We start from the raw sequence: 17545 nt of genomic DNA on the forward strand, positions 1-17545 counted from the left end.
AGTAAACTGAATATTAAATCCGCTGATCCATTTCCTGTGCTGGACTCTCATGATTATCGGTTTTGCTGATAACCCGTGCAGGTACGCCAACAACGGTAGAGTATTCAGGTACATCGTTGACCACCACGCTGCCAGCTCCGACTTTGGCACAGGTATGTACGCGAATATTGCCTAATACTGATGCATTGGCACCTATCATTACCCCATCACTGATTTTCGGATGCCGGTCACCGCTTTCTTTACCGGAACCACCTAGTGTGACGCCATGTAGCAAGGAAATGTTATTCCCGAGCACAGCCGTTTCACCAATTACCACTCCGGTTCCATGGTCAATCATAATGCCATAGCCCATTGATGCTGCGGGATGGATATCCACTCCTAGTACTTCTGAAGCTCGGTTTTGCAGGAAATAGGCAAGGGTGTGGCGGTTTTGCTGCCAGAGCCAATGATTTATCCGATGTGTTTGAATGGCATGAAAACCTTTGTAATATAGTAAGGGTAAGGAATAGGTGTCGCAGGCCGGATCGCGCTCATAATAGGCAACGATATCCGCCAATGCTGCATGAATAATGGCCGAATCCTGCTCTAAGGCTTCCAAATATATTTCGAACAATGCACGCGCATCCATCACCGCACTGGACATTTTGGTGGACAGATGAAAAGCGAGCATGCGGGCAAAGTTTTTATGTCGCAATACGCTCAAATGCAGAAAGCTGGCCAAAATGGGTTCGTTGCGTACTGCATGTTCAGTTTCTCGACGAATGGTTTGCCACAGGATTTCTGCCTGTTCAGCGTCAGGTAAGTTCATACTTCTCATTTCTCGTTTGCAGATTAATTCTATTGCAGAACAATATCATATTGTTCCTGATTGTATGTGGTCTCTACAGCTAGCGTAATCGGTTGGCCGATAAATTTACTTAAGCATTGCAATGACTGTGCTTCTTCATCTAGAAACAGATCAATTACACTTGGAGCGGCCAGTATACGTATCTCCTGTGCATTCACGCGTCGGGATTCCCGTATAATTTCCCTCTGAATTTCATAGCAAATAGTTTGTGCGGTTTTAAGGCGGCCGCGCCCTTGACAGGTAGGACAAGGTTCACACAGGATTTGTGCCAGATTTTCACGCGTGCGCTTACGTGTAAGTTCTACCAGTCCCAGACTGGTAAAACCATTCAGAGTGACACGGGTGCGGTCGTACGCCAGTGCCTGTGCCAGCTCAGTGAGAATTTCCTGCTGATGTGCTTCATCAGCCATGTCAATGAAGTCTATGATAATGATGCCACCTAGATTGCGCAATCTCAGTTCGCGTGCGATAACATGGCAGGCTTCAAGATTGGTTTTGAAGATAGTTTCTTCAAAATTGCGTGCACCGACAAATCCGCCGGTATTTACGTCAATAGTGGTCATGGCTTCGGTAGGCTCAATAATGATATAACCACCAAAGTTAAGGTTAACGCGTGGCTGCAAAGCCTGTGTGATTCTTGCTTCAATATTGTAAGCTTCAAACAAGGGGCTATCATTCTGGAATAATTGCAGTTTATCCAGTGCACCTTGAGAATAATTGGTAGCAAATTCACACATCAACTCATAATTGACTCTCGAGTCAACAATTATTTTATCAATATTGTCGCTGTACATGTCACGTAGTACACGCAGTGACAAAGGCAGATCCTGATATAACAAAGTTTCGGGCGCACTGGTTTTAGCCAGTTGCTGAATATTTTGCCAGCGTTTGGTTAAATAATTGATATCAGACTGCAATTCTGCATCAGTAGCGTTTTCTGCACTTGTACGGATAATGTAGCCATGACCGGCACCATCCGGTAACAAATTTTCCAAACGTTCTCTTAATTGATTACGTTCTTCTTCATCCTCAATGCGCTGTGAAATACCGATATGCTGATCCTGAGGTAGGTGTACAAGAAAGCGTCCAGCTAATGATATCTGTGTGGACAGGCGTGCTCCTTTGGTGTTGATAGGGTCTTTGATAACCTGTACCACTATATTCTGACCTTCATGCAACATATGTTCGATGCGTAAAGGTTGTTCAGGTTTCTGGCGCTGTTCCAGTACATCGACAATATGCAGAAAAGCTGCTCGCTCAAGGCCAATGTCAATAAAAGCACTTTGCATGCCAGGTAATACGCGGCGCACAATTCCTTTATAAATATTACCAACCAGGCCATGACCACAGTTGCGCTCAATGTGAATTTCACACAAGCTGCTTTCTTCCATAACGGCTACACGGGTTTCTTTCGGAGTAATATTTACCAATACCGCTTCAGCCGGCCGCTGGATATCCTTCGGCAGCGATATGTCGCTGTTATGCATGATAGGGCTTTCAATTTAATCAAATCACTTTGTACAGTCCTGATAATTGTCTACAGGACTGTGCAAAGTAATCTGGGCGAATACTTGCTTATGACTAATATCATAGCGCAGCACAAGCGTCATGCCAAACGCAGCTGCATAAAGATAGCTATCAGCAAATTCAATGCACAAAAACGACATAATTCTGTAATGGGGCAGAGCAGGTTTTCGTGATCATGCTTTACCAACATGTAAAACAAGAATACAAATTGAAGCGAAATAAATAATATTAATCTGTTGGGTCTCTAATTTAGCTTACTGCACGCACGAATACATTCATTGATGAGCTTGGGGCCACGAAATATCAGGCCGGAATACAGCTGTATTGCAGTGGCACCAAGGCTGATTTTTTCAGCTGCATCGGCGCCAGTGTTAATTCCGCCTACACCGATAAGAGGAATCTTCCCTTCAAGCAGCGCAGATAGGTGGCGTAATACCTGATTACTTTGTGGTTGCACTGGACGACCGGATAATCCTCCAGTTTCTTGTGCATATCGATGCTTACCCAGCATCGTTTTATCTATAGTGGTATTTGTGGCAATAATGCCGTCAATCTGGGTGGCTAATGCTACATCTGCTAATGCAGTAATTTGGTCTTCAATCAGGTCTGGTGCAATTTTAACAGCAATAGGGACATAACGACTGTGACGCGTTGCTAGCTGCGCCTGCCGGTTTTTTAAATGATTCAGGAGTCTGTCCAATTCGCTGGCACTTTGCAGACTGCGTAAATTGCGTGTATTGGGAGATGAGATATTTACAGTTATATAACTAGCATAAGGATAGGCTTTTTCAAGACAGATTAGATAATCATCAGTGGCTTTGTCTATGGGAGTGGCAGCATTTTTTCCAATGTTAATTCCTAGTATGCCACGATATTGGCTGTTTACAATGTTATCAATCAGGGTATCGATACCATAGTTATTAAAGCCCATGCGATTAATGATAGCCTGATGTTCTGGTAACCGGAATAAACGGGGTTTGGGGTTGCCTGCCTGTGGTAGCGGTGTAACGGTGCCAACTTCGATAAAGCCAAAACCCAACATTGACAGTGCATCAATATACTCACCATTTTTATCCAGACCAGCCGCTAATCCCACCGGATTGGGTAAAGTCAAACCCATTAAGTCTATTAAATTGCTGTCTGTTCCGGTGCTTTGATTGTTATTGGCAGAAGCTTGTCCGTCTCTCAGCAAAAAACCGCAGTGATAACGATGTAGCAGCTGTAAACATTTCAATGACAGATAATGGGTCTTTTCCGGATCCAGTCGGAATAACAAAGATTTTATAAGCGAATACATGATATTGATGCTGGATAAGGTGGAGAAATATTATAACCAACAACTCTATCAATTCGAGTGGAAAACAATTAAATTCAGTATGTGTTGGTGAAATAAATCATTTAATTAGGTATATTTCAAGTTAGCTGGCTGGTGATACAAAGCGCATGTTTGAAAAAGAAATTGCCTGTTGTATTAATCAGGATACGTTAAAAAAATTGCCCGTTTATGTTTATCAATAGTTGTGGCGAACATAAACGGGCATAATTTTTTTTACAAAAGATTTGCAGTTATATCTAATGGCATTTACCAAGGCTGATCAGTCATGCCGCGAATGTTTTGCAGCATAGTGCTGCCAATACTTTTGCTGAAACGTTTTTCCCAGCTGGTTTCAGCAGTGTAATCTACTAAATCAGGTGCACCAATTACATCACGTGCGACAGTATAAACATTGCCAAAATCGTCTATCAGTCCCACTTTTTTGGCTTGTTCTCCAGTATACGCACGGCCACTGAAGATATCTGGGTTTTCAGCAATTTTCAAACGTTTGCCTCTTCCCTGTTGTACAGCCTGAATAAACTGTTCATGAATGCTACTCAACATCTGTTGCCAAATTTGTGCCTGTTCCGGTGTTTCGGGAACAAAAGGGTCACCCATATCTTTATTACTGCCGGCAATTTTAACTCGGCGTTTAATGCCCAGTTTATCAATCAATCCCGTAAAATCAAAACTGCTGCCAATTACTCCAATACTGCCGACCAAACTAGACGGGTCTGCATAGATTTTATCTGCGGCACTGGCAATGTAGTAACAACCAGAAGCACACATATCTTCAGTTACAACATATAAAGGTATGCTGGCATGTTTGGCTTTAAAATATCGAATTTCTTCATATGCGATGCTGGAAATAACCGGGGAGCCGCCGGGGCTATTAGCACGAATAATAATTCCTTTGACATTTTTGTTCTTATACACTTCTTTCAGGCTTTTACGTAATAAATCGGCCTGATTATTGTCACTGCTGATGGTGCCTTCCAAATTAATAACCGCTGTATGGGCACCGGTTGGTTTGCTGCTGCCTGAAGAAGCAATAATTATCAAGATAAAAATCAGCAGCCATAGAAGACGCCAGAACCAGCGCCAGATTCGATTACGCCGCTGCTCACGATATACTTCAAGCAATAGTTTTTCTAGTAAATTGCGTTCCCAGCTGCTGCCCTCGGGCGTTGAACCAGCTGGTTCTGATCCTTTAATATTGATTTTCATCTGCTTATTCTCAGGTTTTGGTGCTGATGTATGTGTAGTTAAATGATTAGGCTAAGCCGTTTCATTCTCTATTATCCAATCATTTAAATCAGTTATAAGTAAAATTATAGCCGAATTTTATTTTTTTAGTATGCTTTTGTCGTGTTTGGATTGCAGGCTAAACTTTATCCTGCTATCGCCGTACATTATAATAGTCTTGCAAACAGCGTGTCAGCACAGTTAAATTTTGAACCGCCGCTTAAAAAAGGCAATATAAATTAAAGCAAGATACTACTGTGGCAGAAAATAATGGATTCAGTATATTAAATTTATATATCTAATCTTTGATAAGAATCTTGCTTTAAATGCCGATGAAGTTTGATATAAGGAAAGCAGTAAATATTTTTTTTCGACCTTATGAATTTTTTGATTCGAATATTGCCTGTTGTCTATACTCATAATCATTTTGGAAAATCATGTCCAGATTCTTTTTTAACAATCGTAAACAATTAATTGATGAAGCCATTGAAGGTTCGGTGATTTCTGCACCACATGGCAATCTTGTCAAGCTGGATACTGATCCGGCTATCAGAATAGTGGCTCGCAATGACTGGGATAAAAGCCGTGTAGCTGTAATTTCCGGCGGTGGTTCGGGACATGAACCGGCTCATGCTGGGTTTGTGGGCAAAGGTATGTTAACGGCGGCTGTATGCGGTGATTTGTTTGCTTCCCCGAGTGTTGATGCTGTGTTTAACGCCATTGTAGCTGTCACTGGTGAACAGGGTTGTTTGCTGATTGTGAAAAATTATACTGGGGACAGATTAAATTTTGGACTGGCAGCAGAAAAAGCCAAAAGCCATGGCTTGAAAGTGGAAATGGTCATTGTGGCTGACGATATTTCCCTGCCGGAAAATCGCCAGCCACGCGGTGTAGCAGGCACGGTGCTCGTTCACAAAATTGCAGGCTATGCTGCTGAGGAAGGAAAGTCACTAGCACAGGTTCGCGCATTGGCTCAACAGGCTTGTGATAATCTTTGGAGTCTGGGTCTGGCCATGCAAACCTGTCATCTGCCAGACTATATGGAAGAAACACGGATCAAAGACGGGCAGGTAGAGCTTGGATTAGGTATACATGGTGAACCCGGTGCGTCGGTGGTTAATACTCAAAACAGCAAAATTCTTATCGATAATTTGGTGAAGTCTTTACAGCATTCGGCTGGTAAGGGGCGTTTTGCTGTTTTGATCAATAATCTCGGTGGAGTGTCATCTCTGGAAATGGCTTTGCTAACGCGTGAAGTAGCACATTCCTCAATCAGTGAGCAGACTGATTGGCTGATTGGCCCTGCTCCTCTGGTTACATCGCTGGATATGAAAGGTTTCTCCCTTTCTGTACTCAGATTGAATGATTATTTTGTTCAGGCACTGAATGCTCCGGTAGAAACACAAGGATGGCAGAAGCCGGTTGCTTTAAAACCTTTAAAAAAGCTTGCCTGCCAGCCCGTATTAAAGCAGTCTGAATACAAGCCATCTGAAAATGCGTTGGCTGCTGCTTGTATTACAGCCATAACAGATAAACTCATTGGACTGGAAAGTCGACTTAATGCATTGGATGCTAAAGTAGGTGATGGTGATACAGGTACCACTTTTGCGCATGGTGCTCATGCTATAGCACAGCAGCTGACACAGCAGCAGTTGCCACTTAACGATTTGCCCCAGTTATTACTGTGTATCGGTGAGCGACTTGCAGTAGTCATGGGGGGGTCAAGCGGGGTGCTGATGTCGATTTTCTTCACTGCTGCCGGACAGCATCTACAAAAGGGAAGTACGCTGATAGAAGCATTGTTAAACGGGCTGACACAGATGAAACATTATGGCGGTGCCGATTTGGGTGACCGTACTTTGATTGATGCTTTACAGCCGGCTTTGCTAAGCTGGCAACAACATGGTATTGAGGCTTCGGTACATGCTGCTAGAGAGGGTGCAGATAGAACCGCAGATATGCATAAAGCCGGAGCTGGGCGTTCATCTTATGTTAACAAACAGAATCTAGTCAGTGTACCTGATCCGGGTGCAGTGGCTGTGGCTGAGGTGTTTACTGTATTGACTGAATTGGATAATAAATAGTCGAACTATATATATTTAACCACGAAAAATTTTCAACCAATAAAAATTACTTATTATTCAGATAATATATAACAGTATTTATATTATAAGTTAAATACGAATCGTTATCCTCGTGAACGTCATATATGTGATTGATTTGCAAGAATGGAAAAAGAAATGAAAGCAGTTATCCCAGTTGCTGGTTTAGGAACTCGAATGTTGCCGGCTACAAAAGCCATCCCTAAAGAAATGCTAACGGTGGCAGACAAACCGTTAATTCAGTATATCGTAAAGGAGTGTGCACAAGCAGGAATTAAGCAAATTGTGCTGGTTAACCATGCTTCTAAAACCGCAATTGAAAATCATTTCGATACTGCGTTTGAGTTGGAAACGCAGTTACAGAACAAGGGTAAAACTGCGTTGCTGGCAGAAACCCGTGCCGTGCTGCCTCCTGATGTTCAAATTATTCAGGTACGACAAAGTGAAGCAAAAGGACTGGGTCATGCTATGCTGTGTGCGCGTTCTGTGATTGGTAACGAACCGTTTGCCGTCTTACTGCCGGATGTGCTCATAGATGAAAGCGCCTGCAATCTGGCAACAGATAATCTGGCAGCGATGGTAAAGCATTTCAGAGACACACAACGTAGCCAGATTATGGTTGAGCGCGTGCCGATGAGTGAAGTAAATAAGTACGGTATAGTGGATTGTCATCAGCAACAGGCCGAGGAGGGATGTAGTATAGCTATGACAGCCATTATTGAAAAACCTGCGCTGGAAGAGGCTCCATCTGATATGGCTGTCGTGGGTCGCTACGTGCTTTCTGCCAGTATCTGGCCGCTACTGGAAAAAACATTGCCTGGGGCAGGTGGTGAAATTCAGCTGACTGATGCTATAGCTGCATTAATGCAGCAGGAAGCAGTAGATGCATTTGTTATACAGGGTTATTCACATGACTGCGGCGATAAGCTTGGTTATATGAAAACATTTATAGAATACAGCCTGCGACATGACAAATGCGGTGCTCAGCTTAAAAATTGGTTACAACAGCAAACATTTTAAAAACCGAAGTCGGTTTAAATGTGGGCGGATAATCCTAATCTGGAGCAGATGGTAAACTGAGCAAAAACTGTTGTAACTCATCTGGTAAAGGGGCGATAAGTTGTAATATATCGCCACTGACCGGATGAGGAAGTGTTAATTCAGATGCATGTAAAAACATTCTTTTCAACCCTGCTTTTTGCAGGCGTTTGTTTATTTGATAATCTCCATAGCGTTCATCACCAGCAATCGGACACTGTTGCGATTGCATATGTACACGTATTTGATGAGTGCGGCCTGTTTTCAACGTAGCTTCCATCAAGGTAAGAGATTTAATTCCTGTAGCGTATAGCTGCTGTCCTGCAAACCTTTGCAGTACACGAAACATAGTATGTGCACGCTGACCTTCCTGATTATTGCCGGTAACACGTACCATTTTTTCACCCTGAGCCCCAGTGTATTTTATAAGAGGGAGTTTTACATGTTGTACTTTTTCTGGCCAAAATCCAACCGAAAGTGCCTGATAGACCTTGTGTGGATGGTTTTGTCTGATTGATTCGTGCAACTTAACCAAAGCACTGCGTTTTTTCGCAATCATAAGCAATCCGCTAGTGTCTTTATCCAGCCGGTGTACCAGTTCCAGATAACGTGCATCAGGACGGGCACGGCGCAGCTGCTCAATAACACCAAAACTAACGCCGCTACCACCATGAACCGCGACGCCGGATGGTTTGTTTATAACCAGCAAAACATCGTCTTCATAAATGATTTCAAATTCATGTGCTGGAATTGCTAAATAATCAGGGCAAGCCATTCTGTCGGCAACACGAATGGGTGGTAAACGGATTTCATCGTTAACGGCAATTCGGTCAGTTCCTTTGCAGCGTTTTTTGTTCAAACGAACCTCACCACTGCGGATGATGCGCTGTATATGACTTTTTGGCACACCTTTTAATTCCCGTATCAAATAATTATCCAGTCGCTGTCCAGCACTTTCGGCACCGACAGATAAAAACTGCACTGAATCTTTGCTTAAAACCGTCATATTGCTTATAATCCGTAAGCTTTTATAAATAAATAAAAGTCATCAGTTGTTTTCGCCGTAAGAATTCACGGCAAGCAAGACTGAACCATAAAAAAGGCGCATTTGGCCCGGAGCTGAAAAACGCATGTAATCGTTTTTTGGCTGCAAACAATGAAATGTTAACGTATTTACTGGAAAAACGCACTGTAGCAGGCGTATTTCCCCATGTTGCTGACCAGCCCTCGGCAGCAAGGGTTAGTGATTAAGTTTGACTCCATCAGGTGGCAAGCCACGGCTTCAGACGTCATCGGGCAGGACAAAACCGGATAACGCAGCCGCTACTGAGCCCAAGCACCTGACTGAATAACAGAAGACTGGCTCCCCCGATTAAGTGCTTGGATTGTTTGTAAAATTATCCAGTACATGCTGTTCAGAAAGCATAATGATACTGAATAGTCAAAACGCTCTTTATACCTTCTTTATGATGAAAGCCTGCTTAATTTGCCGTATATAAAACAATCTGGCAAGGCTACGGGTGTCAAATACTAATTACAACGCCTCGTCAGTGCACATAACGAGGTATTCATGAAACGAATGTTATTCAATGCTACGCAGGCAGAAGAATTGCGCGTGGCTATTGTAGATGGACAAAGTCTACTTGATCTTGACATCGAAACACTGGGTAAGGAACAGCGTAAAGGCAATATCTACAAAGGTATCATTACTCGCATTGAACCTTCACTGGAGGCTTGTTTCGTTGACTATGGCACAGATCGCCATGGTTTTTTACCATTCAAGGAAATATCGCGCAGCTATTTTCAGAATTATGAAGGTGGACGGGCTCGTATACAGGATGTCTTGTCCGAAGGCGTAGAAGTCATTGTACAAGTGGAAAAGGATGAGCGAGGGAACAAAGGTGCAGCGCTAACCACTTTTATTAGCCTGGCCGGACGCTATCTGGTATTGATGCCCAATAATCCTCGAGGTGGTGGTGTGTCACGCCGAATTGAAGGTGAAGATCGGCAGGAACTCAAGCAGGCTATGAGTGAGCTGGATACCCCGCGTGGTATGAGTCTGATTGCACGTACTGCCGGTATTGGTCGCAGTACAGAAGAACTGCAATGGGATTTAAATTATCTGGTACAGCTATGGCGAGCCATTGAGCAGGCCGCACAACAGCACAACAAACCTTATCTGCTGTTTATGGAAAGCTCACTACTTATTCGTGCCATACGCGATTACTTCCAGCCTGATATTGGAGAAATACTGATTGATTCGCAGGAAGTATATGATCAGATCCGTGAGTTCATGTCCTATGTGATGCCGGCATATATCAGTCGCTTACGTCATTATACTGACCATACTCCGCTTTTTTCTCGTTTTCAGATAGAACAGCAGATTGAGTCTGCTTTTTCCCGTGAAGTTGCCCTCCCGTCCGGTGGTGCCATCGTCATTGATCATACTGAAGCGTTAGTCTCCATTGATGTAAACTCTGCCCGAGCCACCCGTGGAGCAGATATAGAAGACACAGCATTCAAAACTAATATGGAGGCAGCCGAAGAAGTTGCCCGCCAGATGCGCGTACGTGATCTTGGCGGATTAGTTGTGATTGACTTCATAGACATGGAAAATAGTAAAAACCAGCGTGATGTTGAAACCACCTTGCGCGAAGCCTTGAAAAAAGATCGTGCACGGGTACAGATGGCTAAGTTGTCGCGTTTTGGTTTAATGGAATTATCGCGACAACGTCTGAAGCCTTCTCTTGGTGAAAGTAGCCATACCATTTGCCCGCGCTGTGCCGGTACTGGTTCCATTCGTAGTATTGAATCAACAGCATTACATATTCTCCGCATCATTCAGGAAGAATCAATGAAAGATAACACTGCCGAAGTACGCGTACAGGTACCGGTGGATGTGGCTACTTTTCTCTTAAATGAAAAGCGTGCCGAGTTATTCGGATTGGAAGAGCGGCTGGATGTATGCGTGTTACTGATTCCGAATATTCATCTCGAAAACCCGCATTACAGTGTTACCCGTGTTCGTACTGATAACATAGAAGAAAATACTGTTCCCAGTTACCATCAAGTACAGGAACCTGAAAACATTGGTGAACTACCATTTTCAATTGGACAGAACAAACCTGTTAGACCGGAAGCAGCAGTGAAAGGGATACATCATACTCAGCCGGCTCCGGTTATTGAGAAGGTAGTTGTAGAAAAAGATACAGCACCGGGTATGTGGAAAAAACTTTCAGGATGGCTAAGTAATCTTTTCAGTGCAAAACCAGCCGATCCAGTTTCGCCAAGCGCTTCTCATGCTGAAAGAACTATTAAATCCAGACAGCAGAAAAATCAGCCACACGAACGCCGACAGTCGCGCACTAGTAGCCGTCTATCTAAAAATGCCGAAACAGCTAAAAAAGGCGAGCATCATTCTGAAAATAAAACACAAGCAACTCACATAGCAGCAGTTCGTACTGCAAATGAGCAGCGTAATCGCCGTGAAGAAAAACGTTCTGACAAATATGATGTATCTCAGACGGAAACGTCATCCGAAATCAGTCAGGAAAGCAGTAGTATCAGGCAGGAGCAAAATAATTCTCGCCGCCGCCGTCAGCGTACTTCTGGCAAAAATGAAGTTCCAGCCCAGCAAGTAAATAATATTGAATTAATTGATGAAAATCAGGCAACTGATCCCTTGATTATTACCTTATCGGGCGGAGAGGCAAAAAATGAACGCCATAAATCGCGGCATGATAAAAACAGCCGGCGACAGAATGGTAAGAAAAAACGCAGCTACATCATTTCAGCACGTAAAATCAGCCGCAATATTGATATCCATGCCATTGCAGCGCAAGTGCAGCAGACTACTGAGCACGTACTTCATCCTGAAAATATTGGAAATCAAGCTGCTGATTGCTCAGTTCAGCCAGCTCATCTGTATATAGATGACAATATCTTGGTACAGCAGGCAGTAGCACAAGCAAAGAATGTGATTACTCATGTTCTAGCTCAGATGGAGTCAGTTCAGTATCCTACGACCACTGATAAACCGGTAAAATTAGGCACAGCATCTGCCGTACAAACTAAACAGCCAGAAGCCGATCAGTTGATTGTCAGCATCCCTGAAACAGTAGATATAGAATTGTCTCAAATTGCTGAATTGGGTGGGCTGATACTGGTTGAAACCAGTACAAATATTATTGTCTCCGATAATATTGAAAGTTCCGCTCAATCTAAATTACGACGCAAAGACAGATTACAGAGTCAGCCAGACGCAGTGCAAGGTACGCCTGTCAAACTGGAACAGATTGAAACTAGAATATAGATTTGTTTTTCTTGAATTTGATAATCTTTAATCTGCTCGTTTATAAGACTTAGTAAAACGGGCAGAATTTTGGCAGGCCTTTATGGGTTGACGATTATGGTAGTTAAAAGTATGGTAAAAACTACCTAGTGATAAAATCAGTGGCAAACTACATAAAATTTGTCTGATTCATAATATGCAATTGCCAATATGATTATTTATTTCAATTAATGTGTTGAAAAACTACAACACTTTTAAATAAGAATAATAAATTATTTTAATGTATTATTATCAAAATAAACATATGATTTTATTGATTTATATAGTGAGTTAACTATTATTTGCCGCGGTGCAGGTTGCTAAAAGTGTTGTGTGTTTGCAAATGAATTTGTTTTTTTGCAACTAAAGCATTATATTGACAGCCATGAAATCGCTAACGCGGCGATTAATGCAAAACTTTAAAAGCTCTTCATTAGGTTTTTGAAGTTTGTTTTTTCGACATAGAAAAGGAATACAGCAATGAAAAAAACCCTGATTGCTTTGGCTTTGACCACTTTGCCGGTTGCCGCTATGGCTGAGGTTGTTTTGTATGGCCAAATGAAAGCAGGCTATGAAGTTTCTTCTACTAAATCTAGTGGCGAATCACGTGGCCCATACCAGAATGGTATCGGTGACTATGGTTCACGTATCGGCTTCAAAGGTTCTGAAGACCTTGGCCATGGCTTGAAAGCTATCTGGCAGGTAGAATCCCGTATTCATTTGGGTAATAGTGATGGCGGTTCTGATGGCTGGGCTAACCGTGACTCTTTCATAGGTCTGCAAACTGATTTCGGTACTATCCGTGCTGGTCGTATCAGCAATGCCATTAACGCTAATATGGACGTTGTAGATGCTTGGGAATATAACAATGAAGCATTAGGTCTGGGTAAATTCACCCGTACCGATGCTCGTTATGTTGGTGTCGCCTATGATTCTCCAGAATGGGCTGGTTTCAGCTTCAACGTTTTGTACTCTCCACGTGACAACGTGAATGGTGGCGATCGTAACGCAGAATACGAGCGTGGTATCGGTTCTGGTGACAAATACAGTGCTGGTTTGAACTACCACAACTCTGGTTTCTATGCTAAATACGGTTTTGACTACCTGAAAAACTCTGCTGTTAAATTAGATGGTTTGAAATCAGACCTGAAAGATGGTCAGGTTCACCGTGTTGAAGGTGGCTACGATGCTAACAACTTGTTTGTTGGTGTTGGCTATCAGTACACCAAAAATACCAGTTCTTACTTCCGTGGTTTGAATGATTTGAGCGTTGTTAACCCAACTACTAAAGAAAAACTTGATGTTGGTGATCACAAACTGACTGAAGACAATCAGGGTCAGGAAGCCGCTCTGACTGTTGGCTACCACTTTGGTAACATTTTCCCGAAAATCTCTTATGCTCATGGCTGGGATGTAAAAGTTAATGGTACTAAAGAGAAAAACACTAAATACGATCAGGTTGTGTTAGGTGCTGACTATGACTTCTCTAAACGCACTACCGCTAATGTACAGGCTGGTTGGTTGCGTGAAGGTAACGGCGATGGCTTAGGTAAAGACAAAACTACTGCCTTTGGTGTTGGCTTGAAACACACTTTCTAATTGGTTGTTAATACATACTGATTAGTATTTAAAATTAATCCCCGACAGTAGGACACTTAAAAACTGTTCTTAGTCGGGGATTAATTTATATAAAATTTATTTATTAAATCTATAAGTCAGAATATCTATTGAATAGCATAGCAGATCGAATGGTTTCATTATTCATTAGTAGTTGTTATATTCAACAAGTTATATAAGAACAAATATTGATTAGAATTTTAGAAAATAGAAAAGCTTATCCACACTTAAAGGCTGTACTGTAACATCAATATAAAATCATTAGTACAATAAGAAAGTGTCTATATATTTAATGATTTTTCTTGTAAATCTTTCATCTGAATGGTCATTATCTTTTGTACTGGGATATTTAATTTTTATATTGTCAATTAAAGAGAATATATTTCTTCCTCAATCGATTTTACTTACTAATATATAATAAAAATTGCAATCTACAAATTTATGTTGAATAGTTAATCATCAGCAACGATTTATAAATAAGAATTTTCTGATAAGCACTTTGTAGTTTTAATATATGCCTAGGTATCAGCTAAAGATTCAATATTGCTTATCAAAAACCGTAATAAAAGTGTTGTAACTGACTTTTCTAAATAAAAATTTTCAAATATCTAAAAATATACTTCAGATGGTGATTAGTGTGAACATAATGCATGAATCAGTGCATCTAAATATCAATTCAAAGGTTATTACGACTATTTAAAAACATTTCTGATATTTATTTATACGTATTTTACTTAATCAGTTACAAGTAAAATTTTCTCATGCTCGAAATCGGATCTGAAGGTTTGCTTTTTTAATATCCGACCTTTATATTCCGCACACTCGTCATTTTGACGATTGATCTAAAACTTCAAAAGTGCTTCATTTGGTTTTTGAGGTTTGTATTATTGACGTTGAAACTAGGAATACAGTAATGAAAAAAACCCTGATTGCTTTAGCTTTAACTACATTACCGGTTGCTGCTATGGCAGAGGTTATTTTGTACGGCCAAATGAAAGCAGGCTATGAAACTTCTTCCACTAAAACCAGTGGAGAAAGCCGTGGTCCATACCAGAATGGTATTGCTGACTATGGTTCAAGAATTGGCTTTAAAGGCTCTGATGATTTAGGTAACGGTCTGAAAGCTATTTGGCAGGTAGAATCTGCTATTCATTTGGGTAACAATGATGGTAAAGCTGATGGCTGGGCTAATCGTGATTCCTTCATAGGATTGCAAGGTGATTTCGGTACTATTCGAGCTGGTCGCATCAGTAATGCCATGAAGGCCAATATGGATGCTGTAGATCCGTGGGAATACAACAACCAGGTTTTAGGTTTGGGTAAATTCACCCGTACTGGAGCACGTTATGTAGGTATTGCTTACAATTCTCCAGAGTTTGCTGGCTTCAAATTAAGCGCTTTATATTCTCCACGTGATAACGTTAATGGCGGCGATCGCAATGCGGAATACGATCATGGTATTGGCTCCGGCGATAAATATAGCGTTGGAGTGAATTATCAGAATGCTGGTTATTTTGCCAAATATGGTTTTGATTACCTGAAAAACTCTGCTGTTAAAGTAGATGGTCTAAAAAAAGATATGAAAGATGGACAGGTACACCGTATTGAAGGCGGTTACGATGCTAACAACTTATTTGTTGGTGTGGGCTATCAATACACCAAAAATACCAGCTCTTACTTCCGTGGTCTGAACAACCTGAGTATCGTAGATCCGGCTACAAAAGAAAAAGTTGATATTGGTGACCATCACTTGACTATGGACAATCAGGGTCAGGAAGCTGCTCTGACAGTAGGCTACTACTTTGGTAATATTTTCCCGAAATTGTCCTATGTTCATGGCTGGGATGTAAAAATCAACGGTACCAAAGAGAAAAATACCAAATACGATCAGGTTGTACTTGGTGCTGACTATGCATTCTCTAAAAGTACAACCGCTAACGTACAAGCAGGCTGGTTGCGCGAAGGTAACGGCGAAAGCAATGGTAAAGACAAAACTACCGCCTTTGGTGTTGGCTTAAAACACACATTCTAATCCAGGTTTAGAATCTGAATTTAGAAGAAAAAACCCGCTGATGCGGGTTTTTTTCTTACTTACTTATATTGAAAAAAACAAAATCTGAATCAAACAATTATTCAAGTTAAACATTTTATATAGGTTGCATACACCTGCTTAGCGAAAAATAAATCAGTCTTGTTTACTGTGCCGATGTTTAATATAAAGATAAACAGCCAGAACTATTGCAGCTATCAACAGAGCAACAACTAAAGCAATTTCAGTATATTGCTCAAACTGAGTAAACAACCACTGTGCAGATTGTCCGAATACATAGCCGAAACTTACTATTATAGTTGCCCAGATCAATGCGCCCAGTAAATTAAGCAGAATAAAGCGGCGGAAAGGTACTTTGCTCATACCAATGGCTATGGGACCAGCGATCCGCAGTCCATACATAAAACGTACCCCAACAATAATCAATGAACTATGTTTACAAAGAAGTCGGTCAGTTTTCCGTACCATTGGATCCAATTTAGGAAAATGTTGTATTAGACGCGTACCATAATAGCGACCAAGAAAAAAACACAACTGGTCTCCCAGCATACCACCACCGGCAGCACATAATATAGAAGGTAAAAATAGCAGATAACCCTTATGCACAAAAAAGCCAGCCAAGGTCAAAATGGTTTCACCTTCAAGAATACTGCCAATAAAGATGGCCATATAGCCATAATGACTAAGTAATTGTTCAACATTCATCTGGTCAATACCAGCTAAAGATAATCAAATTGTAAACATAAGATTGTATAAATCATTCATGCAATCCTTTTTGCTAGAACCAGACAAATTTTACACACCATATTGCTGTCTGTATTCAGTCACCGGATGATGAAAACTAGCCAAAGCTGAATCATTTTCGAGTAGACGCAGCAAATCATCCAGAGTAGCGATAGCCAACACTGGAATCTGATATTGCTGCTGTACTTCCTGAACAGCAGATTGCATACCTTGGCCTTTTTCCATTCGGTCCAGTGCAATGGCTACTCCGGCAGCAGTTGCCCCTTCTCGCTGAATAATTGTTACCGACTCACGAACCGAAGTACCAGCTGAAATGACATCATCAATAATCAGTACGCGCCCCTGTAAAGGTGCACCGACTAATACACCACCTTCACCATGATCTTTGGCTTCTTTACGGTTATATGCGTAAGGTACATTACGTCCTTGTTCAGCCAACATCATCGCCGTTGCAGCAGCCAGAATGATGCCTTTATAAGCTGGTCCGAACAGCATATCAAATTCAATTTTGCTTTCCAGAATAGAACGAGCATAAAACCGTGCCAGATGCAAAATACTATAGCCATCATTAAAGAGACCGGCATTGAAAAAATAGGGCGTTTGTCTGCCCGCTTTAGTAGTAAACTGGCCAAATTTTAAAACCTTTTGTTGCAAGGCAAAATGCAGAAAATCCAGACGAAAATCAGACATAACTATCCTTAATGATAAAATGGAATACAAAAACTTAAGC

12 protein-coding genes are annotated in these 17545 nt (G+C 41.6%); 5 read left to right on the forward strand and 7 right to left on the reverse strand.

The genetic code is table 11. The features are described 5' to 3' along the window. Positions 1–13: 13 nt before the first annotated feature. The 4 genes from cysE to sppA all read right to left on the reverse strand — a co-directional run bounded on the left by cysE (position 14) and on the right by sppA (position 4916). Entirely contained in the window at positions 14–808 is a 795-nt protein-coding gene (cysE, locus tag J3U75_RS11185) for a serine O-acetyltransferase (protein WP_267392164.1), read from the reverse strand. Positions 809–837: 29 nt separating this feature from the next. Beyond that, positions 838–2334: a ribonuclease G gene (gene rng, locus J3U75_RS11190; protein WP_267392165.1), complete on the reverse strand. Its 1497-nt coding sequence runs from the start codon at positions 2332–2334 to the stop codon at positions 838–840. A gap of 284 nt (positions 2335–2618) precedes the next feature. Continuing rightward, on the reverse strand, positions 2619–3671 hold the full coding sequence (locus tag J3U75_RS11195; protein ID WP_267392166.1) for a quinone-dependent dihydroorotate dehydrogenase: 1053 nt from the start codon (positions 3669–3671) through the stop codon (positions 2619–2621). A gap of 285 nt (positions 3672–3956) precedes the next feature. Next, the gene (gene sppA, locus J3U75_RS11200) at positions 3957–4916 is read right to left on the reverse strand and encodes a signal peptide peptidase SppA (RefSeq protein WP_267392167.1); all 960 of its coding nucleotides are present in this window, start codon (positions 4914–4916) and stop codon (positions 3957–3959) included. Positions 4917–5371: 455 nt separating this feature from the next. Between sppA and J3U75_RS11205 the strand changes: the two genes are divergently transcribed. Together J3U75_RS11205 and galU are read left to right on the forward strand one after the other, a co-directional pair. Then, positions 5372–7018 carry a dihydroxyacetone kinase subunit DhaK gene (locus tag J3U75_RS11205; protein WP_267392168.1) on the forward strand — a complete coding sequence of 549 codons (1647 nt, stop codon included), beginning with the start codon at positions 5372–5374 and terminating at the stop codon, positions 7016–7018. A gap of 156 nt (positions 7019–7174) precedes the next feature. Further along, a complete protein-coding gene (galU, locus tag J3U75_RS11210) occupies positions 7175–8056 on the forward strand; it encodes a UTP--glucose-1-phosphate uridylyltransferase GalU (protein ID WP_267392169.1) in 882 nt (293 codons plus the stop codon). Between the two features lie 34 nt (positions 8057–8090). Here the strand turns inward: galU and J3U75_RS11215 are convergent, their stop codons facing one another. Further along, positions 8091–9080: an RluA family pseudouridine synthase gene (locus J3U75_RS11215; RefSeq protein WP_267392170.1), complete on the reverse strand. Its 990-nt coding sequence runs from the start codon at positions 9078–9080 to the stop codon at positions 8091–8093. 564 nt (positions 9081–9644) lie between these two features. Between J3U75_RS11215 and J3U75_RS11220 the strand changes: the two genes are divergently transcribed. The 3 genes from J3U75_RS11220 to J3U75_RS11230 all read left to right on the forward strand — a co-directional run bounded on the left by J3U75_RS11220 (position 9645) and on the right by J3U75_RS11230 (position 16053). Next, positions 9645–12386, forward strand: coding sequence for an Rne/Rng family ribonuclease (locus J3U75_RS11220; protein ID WP_267392171.1), 2742 nt, complete (start codon positions 9645–9647; stop codon positions 12384–12386). A 498-nt stretch (positions 12387–12884) separates the two neighbouring features. Then, positions 12885–14003, forward strand: a complete 1119-nt coding sequence (locus tag J3U75_RS11225; protein WP_267392173.1) for a porin — start codon at positions 12885–12887, stop codon at positions 14001–14003. A 931-nt stretch (positions 14004–14934) separates the two neighbouring features. Next, a complete protein-coding gene (locus J3U75_RS11230; RefSeq protein WP_267392174.1) occupies positions 14935–16053 on the forward strand; it encodes a porin in 1119 nt (372 codons plus the stop codon). A 153-nt stretch (positions 16054–16206) separates the two neighbouring features. Here the strand turns inward: J3U75_RS11230 and J3U75_RS11235 are convergent, their stop codons facing one another. After that, a complete protein-coding gene (locus J3U75_RS11235) occupies positions 16207–16776 on the reverse strand; it encodes a DedA family protein (RefSeq protein WP_267392175.1) in 570 nt (189 codons plus the stop codon). Between the two features lie 90 nt (positions 16777–16866). Beyond that, on the reverse strand, positions 16867–17505 hold the full coding sequence (pyrE, locus tag J3U75_RS11240; RefSeq protein ID WP_267392177.1) for an orotate phosphoribosyltransferase: 639 nt from the start codon (positions 17503–17505) through the stop codon (positions 16867–16869). Between the last annotated feature and the right edge of the window lie 40 nt (positions 17506–17545).

The organism is Snodgrassella sp. B3088 (assembly GCF_026535815.1).
Taxonomy (GTDB): Bacteria; Pseudomonadota; Gammaproteobacteria; order Burkholderiales; family Neisseriaceae; genus Snodgrassella; species Snodgrassella alvi_E.

What these genes read in the sequence shown, in the direction of transcription:
- cysE (WP_267392164.1), bottom strand. Translation starts at nt 808, where the DNA reads ATGAACTTACCTGACGCTGAACAGGCAGAAATCCTGTGGCAAACCATT.
- rng (WP_267392165.1), bottom strand. Translation starts at nt 2,334, where the DNA reads ATGCATAACAGCGACATATCGCTGCCGAAGGATATCCAGCGGCCGGCT.
- J3U75_RS11195 (WP_267392166.1), bottom strand. Translation starts at nt 3,671, where the DNA reads ATGTATTCGCTTATAAAATCTTTGTTATTCCGACTGGATCCGGAAAAG.
- sppA (WP_267392167.1), bottom strand. Translation starts at nt 4,916, where the DNA reads ATGAAAATCAATATTAAAGGATCAGAACCAGCTGGTTCAACGCCCGAG.
- J3U75_RS11205 (WP_267392168.1), top strand. Translation starts at nt 5,372, where the DNA reads ATGTCCAGATTCTTTTTTAACAATCGTAAACAATTAATTGATGAAGCC.
- galU (WP_267392169.1), top strand. Translation starts at nt 7,175, where the DNA reads ATGAAAGCAGTTATCCCAGTTGCTGGTTTAGGAACTCGAATGTTGCCG.
- J3U75_RS11215 (WP_267392170.1), bottom strand. Translation starts at nt 9,080, where the DNA reads ATGACGGTTTTAAGCAAAGATTCAGTGCAGTTTTTATCTGTCGGTGCC.
- J3U75_RS11220 (WP_267392171.1), top strand. Translation starts at nt 9,645, where the DNA reads ATGAAACGAATGTTATTCAATGCTACGCAGGCAGAAGAATTGCGCGTG.
- J3U75_RS11225 (WP_267392173.1), top strand. Translation starts at nt 12,885, where the DNA reads ATGAAAAAAACCCTGATTGCTTTGGCTTTGACCACTTTGCCGGTTGCC.
- J3U75_RS11230 (WP_267392174.1), top strand. Translation starts at nt 14,935, where the DNA reads ATGAAAAAAACCCTGATTGCTTTAGCTTTAACTACATTACCGGTTGCT.
- J3U75_RS11235 (WP_267392175.1), bottom strand. Translation starts at nt 16,776, where the DNA reads ATGAATGTTGAACAATTACTTAGTCATTATGGCTATATGGCCATCTTT.
- pyrE (WP_267392177.1), bottom strand. Translation starts at nt 17,505, where the DNA reads ATGTCTGATTTTCGTCTGGATTTTCTGCATTTTGCCTTGCAACAAAAG.